Origin of the sequence: Octadecabacter arcticus 238 (genome assembly GCF_000155735.2) — a bacterium.
GTDB lineage: Bacteria > Pseudomonadota > Alphaproteobacteria > Rhodobacterales > Rhodobacteraceae > Octadecabacter > Octadecabacter arcticus.
Genome location: NC_020908.1, coordinates 2,215,345 through 2,228,299, shown reverse-complemented (window position 1 = coordinate 2,228,299; position 12,955 = coordinate 2,215,345). Strand labels below are relative to the sequence as shown.

Annotated in this window: 12 protein-coding genes and 1 pseudogene; 8 read left to right on the top strand and 5 right to left on the bottom strand. The window is 52.3% G+C overall.

The annotated features are described in order from the left end of the window. Window positions 1–148 precede the first annotated feature (148 nt). The 3 genes and pseudogenes from OA238_RS11580 to OA238_RS33740 form a co-directional block, all read left to right on the top strand. Window positions 149–583 (top strand): LexA family protein, encoded by a 435-nt coding sequence (locus OA238_RS11580; RefSeq protein ID WP_015495305.1) that lies wholly within the window; start codon window positions 149–151, stop codon window positions 581–583. Further along, window positions 580–1,851, top strand: a complete 1,272-nt coding sequence (locus OA238_RS11575) for a Y-family DNA polymerase (protein WP_015495304.1) — start codon at window positions 580–582, stop codon at window positions 1,849–1,851. Before OA238_RS11580 ends, OA238_RS11575 begins: the two co-directional genes overlap by 4 nt. Before the next feature lie 22 nt (window positions 1,852–1,873). After that, window positions 1,874–2,128, top strand: a pseudogene (locus tag OA238_RS33740) (DDE-type integrase/transposase/recombinase); the annotation flags it as partial. A 74-nt stretch (window positions 2,129–2,202) separates the two neighbouring features. Here the strand turns inward: OA238_RS33740 and speB are convergent. The 5 genes from speB to OA238_RS11550 form a co-directional block, all read right to left on the bottom strand. After that, complete coding sequence (gene speB, locus OA238_RS11570) at window positions 2,203–3,168, bottom strand: agmatinase (RefSeq protein WP_015495303.1); 966 nt, start codon at window positions 3,166–3,168, stop codon at window positions 2,203–2,205. Then, window positions 3,169–4,161 carry an arginase family protein gene (locus OA238_RS11565; RefSeq protein ID WP_015495302.1) on the bottom strand — a complete coding sequence of 331 codons (993 nt, stop codon included), beginning with the start codon at window positions 4,159–4,161 and terminating at the stop codon, window positions 3,169–3,171. Between the two features lie 67 nt (window positions 4,162–4,228). Then, window positions 4,229–5,803: an ABC transporter permease gene (locus tag OA238_RS11560; protein WP_015495301.1), complete on the bottom strand. Its 1,575-nt coding sequence runs from the start codon at window positions 5,801–5,803 to the stop codon at window positions 4,229–4,231. Then, window positions 5,800–6,849, bottom strand: coding sequence for a quaternary amine ABC transporter ATP-binding protein (locus OA238_RS11555; RefSeq protein ID WP_015495300.1), 1,050 nt, complete (start codon window positions 6,847–6,849; stop codon window positions 5,800–5,802). Before OA238_RS11555 ends, OA238_RS11560 begins: the two co-directional genes overlap by 4 nt. 102 nt (window positions 6,850–6,951) lie before the next feature. Then, window positions 6,952–7,902, bottom strand: coding sequence for an ABC transporter substrate-binding protein (locus tag OA238_RS11550; protein WP_015495299.1), 951 nt, complete (start codon window positions 7,900–7,902; stop codon window positions 6,952–6,954). Window positions 7,903–8,031: 129 nt separating this feature from the next. Between OA238_RS11550 and OA238_RS11545 the strand changes: the two genes are divergently transcribed. The 5 genes from OA238_RS11545 to OA238_RS11535 all read left to right on the top strand — a co-directional run bounded on the left by OA238_RS11545 (window position 8,032) and on the right by OA238_RS11535 (window position 12,162). Next, entirely contained in the window at window positions 8,032–8,934 is a 903-nt protein-coding gene (locus OA238_RS11545) for a LysR family transcriptional regulator (protein WP_015495298.1), read from the top strand. A gap of 262 nt (window positions 8,935–9,196) precedes the next feature. After that, complete coding sequence (locus OA238_RS34475) at window positions 9,197–9,322, top strand: hypothetical protein (RefSeq protein ID WP_275450499.1); 126 nt, start codon at window positions 9,197–9,199, stop codon at window positions 9,320–9,322. Beyond that, a complete protein-coding gene (locus OA238_RS33730; protein ID WP_245581505.1) occupies window positions 9,323–9,637 on the top strand; it encodes a hypothetical protein in 315 nt (104 codons plus the stop codon). An 18-nt stretch (window positions 9,638–9,655) separates the two neighbouring features. Further along, on the top strand, window positions 9,656–10,564 hold the full coding sequence (locus OA238_RS11540) for a hypothetical protein (protein WP_245581504.1): 909 nt from the start codon (window positions 9,656–9,658) through the stop codon (window positions 10,562–10,564). 95 nt (window positions 10,565–10,659) lie between these two features. Then, on the top strand, window positions 10,660–12,162 hold the full coding sequence (locus tag OA238_RS11535; RefSeq protein WP_015495297.1) for an exodeoxyribonuclease I: 1,503 nt from the start codon (window positions 10,660–10,662) through the stop codon (window positions 12,160–12,162). The last annotated feature ends 793 nt before the right edge of the window (window positions 12,163–12,955 follow it).

Genomic DNA, 12,955 nt, shown 5'->3' with positions numbered 1-12,955 from the left:
CGTTTAGTTTGGATCACTTTTTAGGTTTTACGGATGCAGTGATGTCATTCCTGGTGATACTCCTCGTTGCCCGCCGTTGGTCATTGACTCCTCACATCAAACTGCGAGAGATAAGAGAACATTACAAGAACACCAAGGGGGAATCTCTGTGCCTGTTTTTCCAGTTGAGACGCTAGTCATTGCAAATGGTATGCCTGTTCGTCTGGTTGCTAACGCCGTCAGCGCAGGGTTCCCGTCGCCTGCTGGAGATGACCTTGAGGACGAGATTGACCCTATTTCGTGGGTTGTCCGGCACCCATCATCGACGTTTTGGTGGCGTGTTGAGGGTGATTGCCTTTGGGATGCAGGCATTCGAGATGGGGATATTATTGCCGTAGACCGTGCTGGTAAGCGTCGAGTTGGGCGTGCTGTTTTGGCAGTCGTTGAAGGTGCTGTAACTGCGAAGATGTTGCGCAAGCGGGACGGGCGGTATTTCTTGGCTCCGGCCAACAGCAAAGAGAGCTTTCCAGATATCGAGTTGACGGAAGACAGCGAGATATGGGGCGTCATTGCAGGTGTAGTGCGGCGGTATGATCTTGAATGAAGCGGCCCATTGCGATCTCGGACAGCGCAAACTTCTATGTCTCAGCGGAGCGGATATTTGATCCCACTTTAAAGAACGTGCCGGTGATCGTGCTGTCAAACAATGACGGGTGCGCCGTGGCGCGCAGTGATGAAGCAAAAGCGCTCGGCATTAAGATGGGCGAACCGCTGCACCTGTTGCAGGACAAGATCAAAGCGCATGGCGTCCGGGTGTTCAGCTCTAATTACACACTTTACGGCGACATAAGCCGTCGCGTTGTCGAGGTGTACGAGGATTTTACACCCAACGTTGAGATCTACTCGATAGATGAATGTTTCTTGGATTTTGGCGGTTTCAAAGATCGGGATAAACATGCGCGGGCGATGCGGCGTGAGGTGTTGCGCCGGATTGGCGTGCCGGTGCGGATCGGAATTGCTCCAACCAAAACGCTGGCTAAATGTGCCAATGACATAGCGAAGAAGAACCCAATTTTTGGGGGAGTGTTGGACGTGACGGATGACGCATTGGCGACCTGGCTTCTGCCAATGGTGCCCGTTGGTGACATCTGGGGGATTGGGCGTAAGACAGACGCCAAACTACAAAAGCTTGGCACATATACCGCCGCTGAACTGCGGGATATGCCGACAAAGCAAGCGCGGGCGGTTGGTTCAGTTGTTTTGGAGCGGACGGTCCTCGAGCTCCAAGGTGAAGCCTGTATCGCATTTGATGACATAGAGCCGCAACGCAAAGGTATGGCTGTTACGCGGTCTGCTGGAACGCCTATGAAGGATTTTGACACAGTGTTTCAGGCGGTGACTGCGCATGCGACCCGCGCAGCCGAGAAGCTAAGGCAACATGGCTTGGTGGCTGGAACGCTGACGGTGTTTTTCCACACGAACCGGCACCGCTTAGACCGACCGCAGTATTCAGGGTCTCGCTCGACACGGATTACACCGATGTCGTCAGATACGTTCGATCTGGTGGAAGCGGCGCGGCGGTACGCGCAAGCGGCTTGGCCAAAGGGGGAGGGGCAGGCGTTTGGCTTTACGAAAGCCGGAATAATGCTCGCTGATCTTATTCGTTTCGAGGATCGGCCGCTGACCCTTTTTGATGTTGAGAAACCAAAATCAGCGGCTCTCATGAGCGCGCTTGATCAAGTCAATAATCGGTTTGGGAAGAAAACGTTGGTCTTGGCGAGTGAAGGTATGAAGCGCCCTTGGCAGCTTAGGTCGGATCATCGAAGTCCACGGTATACGACGCGGCTTACTGACCTACCGGTAGTTCGATGAGGTTTAAGGGTACTGTCAGAGCAAAATCGGCAACGCTGACCGGCAAGAAACTGGCCGCTGGCTTAATAACAGGGCGGAGAATTCACACTAGCCCTTTAGACGAAGAGAGAGGGCTATGCTTCGCTTTAGGCGGATGTAAATTTTACAGAAACTCGTCGCCGTCCACGCCTCAGTCCACAACCATTTCAATGCGTAGCGTCATATTTACAACCAATCAAATTTCAAGCTGAACTGTGCCGCCGCTCTTACTAAGTGGCGCGGCCTCTGGGCAGTCTAAGAGGTTGAGGCTGCTAGAGAACTGATACTGGAGCGCATTCGTCTAACAGCACCCATCCCGGAGATATGAACTTATCATTCAGCTTTAATGGCCTGCGAAAGAACGCACATCAGTTCGAACATCAATGAAGCTCCGAGCCAAGCCGTTGTTCCACTTGGGTCAAATGGAGGTGAAACCTCCACCAGATCTGCGCCAATCAAGTTGATGCCGGATAATTCCCGAATAGTCTGTTGCGCCTGAAAGCTTGTGGGACCACCTATTTCAGGGGTGCCAGTACCTGGGGCATAAGCTGGGTCAACAAAATCAATATCGAAGGTGCAGTAAGTTGGCCTTGAGCCAACAATCTTGCGGGCTTCGGACATGACGTCCTTAATTCCGCGATCAAAGTATTCCTCAATTCGAATAATACGCACACCTTGCGCTTCGCCCCATTCAACATCTTCCGAGTTATAGGCGGTACCACGAATGCCGATCTGCACCATCCGTTTGGGGTCAACCAGTCCTTCTTCAATGGCCCGGCGAAACGGCGTTCCATGTGTGAACTTATTTCCACCGAAATAGCTGTCGAACAGATCGGTGTGTGAATCAAACTGAATTAGACCGACAGGGCTGTCACTGGCCAATGCACGCAAAACAGGCAAAGTGGACAGATGATCACCTCCTGCTGTCATTGGCGTAATACCTCGGTTTTTCAGATCAGTATAGAACGTAGTGATCCTCTCCATGCAGTCCATGATATCGACAGGATTGGGTGATATATCTCCCAGATCAGCACAGTTGACGATTGTGAATGGATTGATTCCAGTCACAGGGTTTCCGGCTCGGATCATTGTGGACAGATCGCGAAGCATACGTGGGCCGTGGCGTGCGCCTGGCCGATTTGTGGTGCCGCTGTCCCAAGGGATACCAACCAACCCCATCTGCACATCTGTGTATGCGGGGTCGTTTGGTGTTAGGTGTGGGAGACGCATAAAAGTTGGCACGCCGGCAAATCGCGGAAGGTCGATTCCTGAAACAGGTTGGAAAAACGGTGTCGTCATCTATTGGGTCCTTGCTTTAGTTGAAACGTTTTCAGCTATCATCGAAATCATCTCGAACATTATGGCCGTGGCCGTCAGTGCGGTTATTTGGTTTGGGCTGTCTTTAGTTGGCATCATGCAGACGATGTCACCACCAACGATGTTCATACCGCGCACCGCATGCAGTAGTGCGACGGCCTCGTCGATATCAAAACCCTTTTCGCCAGCTTCGATGTTAGACACACCAGGGGCTATTGTTGGGTCAAGGCAATCAAGGTCAAAGGTGATGTAGACAGGCCGCCCATTCAGGACCTTCTTGATCTGCGCTATCACATCCTCCAGGCCACGTTGGCGAAATTCTCGCATGGTGACAACATTGTAGCCATATTCGTAGGAGGGCTCTAACCAATCCAAAGTCCGTGCATGGCCACGCAATCCGATCTGCATAGAATGGGTCGGGTCAACTTTACCCTGATCGGCCAGATAGGCCCCCCAATGGGCTGCGGATTTCTTCGCGCCTAGAAAGTGATCGACTTTGGTGAAAACATCTGTGTGAGCATCCAGATGCAAGAGGCATACTGGTTCTCCACCAGCGATACTGCCACATCCAAGTGCCTGTATAATGCCACCTGTGATAGAATGATCGCCTCCAACAGAGACAGGCCGCGCCCCAGATTTGTCGATATCAGTATAAAATTGCGTAATCTGTTCGATGCAGTCTTCATTGTCATTGGCGCGTGGAAATGGCACGTCGCCAACATCGACGATATTGGCAGCTTTCCAAGGGTCAATTTCAAACGAGCTATGTACGCGTCGCGCCATTGCCGATACGTTTCGCAATGCCCGCGGCCCTAGATGTTGATCGCGCTCTGTGGTGCCGTTACCAGTAGAATGAGGTACGCCGATCAATGCGATATCGTTGCCTTCGGGGCTCTCGTTTGGGCAGCGAAACATGGTTGCGATGCCCCACCAATATAAGTTCTCCATCATGGAAGTGAGATGTTCATCGGCCATAACTTTTCTTCCTTTTTAGTAGGGTGGAACAGCAATCTGCGTCCACCTCTATTCAACTGTGTTGGTGCTACTTGTGTTGCTTAGCGCTCTTGCGATAGGCGCCTTGGGCAATTCGATCGATCACCATCGCACAGAGTAATATTGCCAATCCTCCGAGTAATCCCTGACCCTTTGCTGCGTATTGCAGTGCTTCCAAAATTAAAGCGCCCAGCCCCTCAGCGCCGATCAGAGATGCAATGACCACCATGGAAAGTGACATGAGAATGGTCTGGTTTATTCCTGTCATGATCGAAGGCAACGCAAGCGGAAGCTCCACATTGGTGAGCAATTGCCAAGGTGAGCACCCAAACGCGGTTGCCGCTTCTTTGGTGGTTTCAGGCACGCCGCGCATACCCAATGCGGTGAGACGGATTACAGGTGGCATTGCAAAGATCAGTGTCGCCAGCACGCCAGGTGGTTTGCCCGTGCCAAAGAACGCAATAATTGGAATAAGGTAAACAAATGCGGGCATGGTTTGCATGAAATCGAGTATCGGTTCTGCGATGTTATAAGCGCGCGGTGACTTTCCAAACCAAATGCCGAGGGGAATACCAATGATGATACATAGAAATGCGCCCGCCCCAATGAGGGCAACGGTGATCATCGACAGTTCCCACAATCCCATGAATGCCAGATAGGCCAGTGACGCAGCTGTAAAGATCGCTACACGTGGACCTGCTAAACGGTATGCCATAACAATAATTACAAACATCACTACGGGCCACGGTGTCTGGATCAACAGTATCTCAAGTGCATCGAGTACCCAGCGAATGGTTGCCGTGATGCCGTCAAAAACGTCGCCAAACTGGATGGCCAGAAAATCAAATCCGCTGTCCCCTATGCGAGACAATGCAGAAAAGTACTCTTTTCCAACGGGGAACTCCGTGATTGTAACCTTTGTTCCCAAGATGCCGCCGGTCAACCAAGCAACAGCCTCTTCGGGGTTCCCGACCGTGAAGCGGATCAGGGTTAGAGGCCAGATTGCAAGTATTCCCAAAACACCTAACACAAGGCTGCTGACTTTTAGGCCAACTTGTTCATTATGCGAAGCGCGCCAGCGCAGATACTGCGCCTCATAGACAGTATTGGCGGTGAACCCCTCGCAGATTTTCAGCATCAGCATCAGCGCAAGGCCAGCCAGCAGGACCATCGTGGCCGTTCCGTTTGCGGCACTTGCGGCATCTAGGGCGAGATCGGCGGCAGCACGCAAGTTATTGGCGATGTTCAGTTTTGCATCAGCCCCTGCCTGATCGCCACTGGCCATTAACTCTGCAGCCTGGACTTCGCGGCCCGCAATATTGGTCATCAGTCGATCGTAGCGTTCAAGCTGATCGGCACCCAGCTCGCCCCAAAGTCCGCGCACGATCTGCACAAGTGCAAACAGCTCAAGAACAAGAAAGGACCAAAAAAAACCCCAAGCCCCACGTGATGCGGCCCAAAATGGTCCAAAAATTGCAGCCCATGTGTTCCATGACCTGGAGAAGCCTATTTTTCCTTGAATACGAGCGAATTCCGTCTCGTAATAAGTAGTGTTTGTTGTGACAAATGTTGCAACCGACTGGTCAAGTGAGTTGAAAACATCTTGCTGATTTAGGCTTGTCATGCCTTGCCCCCTTTCATCCCGTTCAAAAGCGTCGATTTGTCCACGACGCCAATGTCATTCCCATCGTCATCGGTTATAACCACAGCGAATTCCGTCGTGGTCGAGATATCAATTAATTGATCCAAATTTGTTCCATGGTGCGCGCGAGGACTGTTTGTTAAGTTCTCACCAGAGGCTGGTACGTAATCGTCAAGGTTGACCATTATGGAATGTGCGAAAACCAGTTTCAGTCTGGAAATCCCCTCGACAAAATCACGGACATAGTCGTCCGCAGGTTGAGTCACAATTTCTTCGGGTGTGCCGATCTGAACGATACGTCCATCTTTCATGATCGCGATACGATGTCCGATACGGATCGCCTCGTCGAGATCATGTGTGATGAAGACAGTTGTCTTTTTCAGTTCTGCAGAAAGTGCCATAAACTGGTCTTGCAGCTGTCGCCGGATTAAAGGATCAAGCGCTGAAAAGGGCTCGTCCATGAGCAACACATCAGGGTTCGAAGCCAGAGCACGGGCCAAGCCGACGCGTTGCTGCATGCCACCTGAAAGCTCTGACGGAAACCTGTCTTCATACCCAGTCAAGTTGACGAGGTCTAAGCAGGATTGTGAAATTTTCCAACGGACACCTTTTGGTTCGCCTCGAACCTGAAGCGGTAAGGCCACGTTGTCGCGTACGGTACGGTGTGGCAACAACGCCATGTGTTGAAACACCATTCCGATGTTTTTTGATCTGATCTGACGCAACTCCTTAACGCCCAGCCCAAGCATATCCTTGCCAAGAATAGAAATCCGCCCTGCGGTCGGTTCGATCAGTCGATTAAGGTGCCGCACCAGTGTCGACTTGCCCGATCCGGAAAGGCCCATTATGCAAAAAATCTCACCGCGCTGAACGGAGAAGGAACAATCCGCAATCCCCACAACGCAGTTAAATTCGGAGAGGACTTCAGATTTGGTCAGCCCCCGTTCCTGAACTGCTTTCATTGCGGTCTTGGCGCTGGCACCAAATATTTTCCAGACGCCGTCTAGCTCAATTACGGTATCGGTCATCGGATCACACTTCCTGACTTTACGGCATCTTTAAAAAGTCAAATATTTTGAAACTTGAATGTCGTGACAGCACGATTTTCAGCGTGCTGTCACGACGGCCAATCACTTAAACCAAGCGTCAACGAGGCTACCGTTTGCATCGACCCATTCACGTGCAAATACTGCGGGATCTTTACCTTCAACAGAAAGTGCATAGACCATGCCGTTGACCTGTTCTGTATCGAAAGACACGTTGGCAAGCATGGTAGCGGCCAGTGGCTGCGTGTCTGCAAGAGCAACCGAGTAGAAAACATGTAACCGTGTGGCATCCCAGGCGGTCGGCGCCGTGGAAACCTCAAGCCAATTTGGGTCGTCTGTTGGCTGGACAACGTTCCATTTAGCAGCGTCGTATGCAGGCTCTGTGAGCTTCACAAGGTCATAAAGTGAAAACATATGATGTGGCGTATAGCAGTAGAAAACAATGTTCTTGTCCTGAGCGATTGCGGCATCAACCTGCGCCATTGCAAGAGCCTCGTCCATTTCCATCATCTGCATTGTTTCAGCATAGCCGTACGATTGCGCGCGAATTTTTTCCACGTTGGTTGAAGCCCAACCGGCGCCACCGATCCACATTTCACCCATACCATCACCGTCGGTATCAAAATTTGCTGACATGATTGGATCTGTCAGCTCACTAAGCGCTACTATACCGGTGCGTTCCTGAGTGGCGCGGGTCACGCAGATGTTTTGGTCGGATAGTACCGTATTTGGATTCATCGCTACGCTGCCGCGTTCAGTGACAAAGGTGTCATAAAGGTTTTGTTGGTTGGGCATCCACACTTCGGGATGTACATGCATAGAACCTGTATCCATCGCTTCAAAAATGATGGGGTTGGTGCCATTTTGAAGAGCGACTTCAAGGCCAAGATTATCCTCAATCGCTATCTTCAGGATGTTTGCAGTTGCCGCAGCAGACGCCCAGTTGGGCACACCAATTACGACGTCTTGTGCAATTGCAGCAGTGCTCAACAACATTGTCATCGCAGTCGCTATCGGAAGTGTAACTTTGATCATTTCAAACTCCGTTTGGTTTTTTTCGGTGATTCACAGCGTGTATGAGAAAGCGTACGCGCAACTAAAGGTTTCCTAAAACTACATACATCAGGAATTTACTTTCACATTCATACAACTTATAACTATTGTATGTTGTCAAGTGTCCTATCCAAGGCTGACCTGCACCTTTTACATGTCTTTACAGTTGTCACTGAGGCGCGTGGGTTCTCGGCCGCTCAGGTTGACCTGAATGTCTCGACTTCAACGATTTCTAGACAAATATCTGACCTTGAAACCCGTCTTGGTATGCGACTGTGCAATCGAGGCCGTGGTGGTTTCCAGATGACGGATCAGGGGAACCTAGTTTACGAGGCTGCACAAAAGCTCTTTCTATCTCTTGAGGATTTCGGAAAAACTGTAACTGGCGTGCGCGAGAACATTGTTGGTCACCTTTCTTTGGGTGTCATCGATAACTGGATTTCCAATGGAACGTCGGCCATGGTTCAGGCGCTATCTGCATTCACAAAGGTAGCACCGGATGTCAGCTTGGAAATTCACACGCTGGCTCCTGACGACCTCGAACTTGGTATCTTGGATCAGAAAATTTCATTTGGTATTGGCGTTTTCCACGCACACAAGCCAGGCATTAGTTACGAAAAAATCAGCGAAGAGTATGTCGATCTATATTGTTCGCCGGGCAACTCTCTGTTTGATTGTCGTGACCCGAAGCGTGTTCGAGAAAAAATGGCTGACGCATTATTGGCTAAGCGGTCATATTTGAACGAAGTGAAAGTGGCCCCCATGATGCGCGGGATAAGGTCCAATGCCGAGGCTCACCAGGTAGAGGGGATCGCAACATTGATCCTGACTGGGCACTACATCGGATACCTGCCGCGTTCTTTCGCGGAAAGTATGGTCAGTGAGGGGAGGCTCCAAGCGGTGGCGGGGAGTGAGCTTGCATTGCCTGTTTCTATCGAACTGATCAACAAGCGTGGACAAGTTCGAAGTTTAGCTGAGCTGACTTTTATTGACTGCCTTATTAATAAGGGATAATGGCAAAACCCGACATCGTTGTCGATTGCTGAACGGGTACTGTCAGAGCAAAATCGGTTGAGGCGGGCAGGGTGGCACTTAGCTTCTGTGGACGACAAAATACTCATCCTTTCGTTACTTCAATACGAGCCCCGAGATCATCCATCTGCGGTAAAAAGCGGCGCCCGGATTCGATTGCAGGCCGGCACTGGGAAGCCCTCGCACGGGAGGTTGGTATCGTCCGACCGATGTCAAAAGCCGTGTAGAGCAGCTTGTCTCCGCGATGGTTGCCAATAGAGTTACGGTTATGGCCGAGGTGAGCGCGCTTGTGGGTGCCACCAAAGGATACGTTGTACAGACAGCCGAGGCCGTTGAAGCCAACGCGCTGCGCATGATGGAAAGGTTATAGATGGCGAGCAAGCCGGTTCAAAAATGGGCGTTCAAGCCGAGTATGAGAGCGGGTGCCTATAGTTGGAAGTCGTCAACCAAGGCGATCGAGAAACTCAAATCGGCAAGCTCCGAGATCCGGGTCGTTGCGCGTACCGATCCTACGAAGGCGGCGGAAGGTGTCATCGCGCTTGCCCAACGCATCTGGCCTGCCTTCGAGCATATTGACACATCGTCGGGTGCGCTTGGCAACGCTGTGGCCCGAACGCTGGAGGAATTGCTCCCGATCGTGATCGATGCACCCGCCGATGAAAAAAACCGTGCGAAATGGCTCTAGCAGCTGCGTGAAGCGATCATGGATGACGGCGTGGACTATCTCGCGCCGATCGCGCAGTGCTTTGGGCAAATCGCTGCGTGTCCTTCCCTGATAAACCTGCATGCCGACAGGGATCTCAACATGATCGAGGCCGCGTGGTCGGATCACGCGAGCTTCGCACATGTCACGACGGGTACGCTTACGCTGTCCTGCCTGCTCGAGGCCGGACGCTACGACGAATTGCTGGACCTATTGCAAAAGAAGAAGACCCGTCTCTGGTTTGATGAACGGTTTGGCGCTGAGGCTTTACTTCGCCAAGGGCGGGAAGACGAAGCTCTCGCCTATGCTGAAGCGCTGCTGCAGGGTGATCGTCAGCCTTGGGGCTATCATGACATCTCGCAGTTCTGCGAACGCATTCTGGTTGCGCAGGGGCGCGAGGAAGAGGCCTATCGCCGCTTCGGTCTACCCTCTGTCTCGGGCAACACCTATGTCGCAATGTGGCGCGATCTGGTGAAGCGCTACCCGGATCTTGATGCGCGTCAGATCCTCGAAGATCTGATCGACACCAAGGGCCAAAAGGGTAAGTGGTTTGCAGCGGCTAAGACCGCAAAATATCTTGATCTAGCCCTCGAGTGTGCTGCGCAGCCAGATGCTGCGCCCGCCACGCTGACTCGCGCAGCGCGGGATTTTACGATCAAAGAACCTGCCTTCGCCGTACAAGTTGGGCTTCATGCGATCGGCCATCTATTGGCGGGGCGCAGCTATGATCCCAACCCGCTAGATATTGATGAGGCGGTTGTACACATCATGGCCGCGTCAGAGCGCATTGAGAAATCGGGATGGGCGCTACAAGCGCTCAAGAGGCTTGCCGCGAATGCAGCGACTGACGTGATTATGTCAGCGCGGCTGAAATCGAGGCTCGCTGATATTGAAAGAGGCCGCATTTAAATGCCGCTTTCATCCAAAATGCTGAAAGGCACGGTCCGGTCCAAAGGCAGCCATTGCAGGCTGACGGCCTCCTCATTTATGGGTAGGCTTTAGTCATGGACTTTGTATTCTACGACCTCGAAACCACCGGTCTTTCACCCGCATTTGACCAGCCGTTGCAGTTCGCCGCGATCTATACTGATGAGAATTTTGTGGAAAAGGATCGGGTCAATATTCGCTGCCGGCTGGCGCCGCACATCCTGCCGTCGCCTCAGGCGTTAGTCGTCACGCGCGTTACCCCTGATCAGCTGACTGACCCCAGTCTGCCGTCGCTCTTCGAGTTTTCGCAACAGGTGGCCGAGTTAACAGAGCGGTGGGCGCCTGCGATCTGGGTGGGCTACAATACGATCAAGTTTGACGAGGAGGTGCTGCGGCAGACTTTCTACCGGAACCTCTCACCCAATGTTTATGCCACGCAGTTCAACGGAAACACGCGCTTCGACATTCTGCCGGCCGTCTATGCCGCCTATGTTCGGGAACCTGATCTCCTGGCTTGGCCCAAGGATGATACGGGCCGCCGCAGCTTCAAGCTGGATCGACTGGCACCCGCCAATGGCTTCAAGGCTCATAACGCACATGATGCTTTGGGGGATGTCGAGGCGACCATCCATATCGCACGTCTGATTGCGATGAGGAGCCCAGCACTGTGGTCCGAGTTGCTCGATAACGCGCATAAGGCGCGCGTGCAGGCGAAGCTGGAAAGCTTCCGTCCCTATGAGCTGGTCACCCGCTTTGGCGGCGGTGAGCCTCGATCCTACACCGGCTGTTTCTGCGGATACTCCCAAGGGAACAGGGCCCAAGCGGCATTTTTTGATCTTGATGCCGCGGACCCAGCCGAATTCGTCGAAGCGTCTGATGAGGCGATCTTTGCGGCCGTCGATGCCACACCGAAGATCATACGGGGCGTTTCCACAAATAAAGCACCGGCGCTCCTCGAGCATACGGCGCCCAGCGAGGAACATCTGCGCCGTGCCGCCGTCATCGCAGAGGCACCTGCGTTTCGCCTGCGTGTGGGCGCGGCAATGGCCGCCCGTTTCGTCGAGGACCCTGACGCGCCGCCCAAGCCCGTTGAGCGGCAGATCTACGGGGAGTTCTACTCCAACGCAGACAAGCAACTGCTGCAGGAGTTCCAGCATGCGACCTGGCCGCGGCGCCAGGAAATCGTCGCCAGCCTTACCGACCCACGGCTGCGCCAGCTTGGTCGACGGCTGGTGGCGTTTCACAGTCCAGAGTTGTTGAGTTCGGAAGAAACGGCGCTCTTCAACGGCTTTCTGCGCGAAAAGTGGTCCGCGCCTGATGGGCCTGAAACCGAGTGGATGACCCACGGAAAAGCCCAAGCTGCACTGGAGGAACTGCGTGCCGCTGGTGCTGCAGAGCCCCATGAGATCGACGCGATCGTTTCATTCTTCAAGGCATGGGGTGACAGAGGACGGAAAGTAAACAAACCGTTAGGCGCTCGTGTGCTTAAGCGCTGCACCGGAAAAGAGTTGCACGGACGAAGTAGAATATCGCGTTTAGATCAGGCGTCCTCGAGTGGTGGTCAGTCCGAAACCAGTTAATTCTTGAGTTCGGTTCGCCAGCTTTCAGCACGGCTACAACAGTGAGGTTGGGCGGACAGCTGCCGTTCGCTGCGGTTTGAATAGAGGTCAGCTTTGCGGACTTAGCGACCACTGGCCTATGTAAGACCAATGTCGGCTATCGAGAAAAGGGCATCTGAACGACTGCAATTCTGACCGTTCAAAAAAACGGTCCTTTCTGAGAGACCATGCGGCAGTGTTTTACGGATGGTCAGCCCTACTCTGCGCAAATTCCCACGGCGACCAACAGTGACGGATCAACGTATGATATAAACGATGTGCCTTTTTAGGCATTGTTCCAGGGGCGAGACGTCAATCCAGAACCGGTCGTTATTCTATAGATCCATCTGAACTATATCGCGAATTCCCCGCAGCGTCCACTGATACAGTCACGAAACCGTCTCAATTGGACACTACGCGACCCGTCTTCAAGTGAAGGTTGAAGCACTAGAAGCCATGCTGGAACGGGAGTTGCTATCAGAAATGTAGTCTGACAGAAATGCGTGTAAACAACAGGCTACTGCGCTTCTTGGCGCAGATGAGAAGAAGAAACGTCGATGGCCGTGGTGATGGCATTTCTGGAAATATACTAACTGTGAAAATGATGGAGATATACTAATTATGAAAATGATGGATTTTGAGAGCTTTGCAGATGATTTTGGGAGAGCTGCAAAACCAGTAATGAATATGTCTATATATAGGGACAGCTTTCAGTGCGCATGTGGGCAATCTCATTGGTTTGATGAGGGAATAGACATAGTTTGCGAAGGCCTTA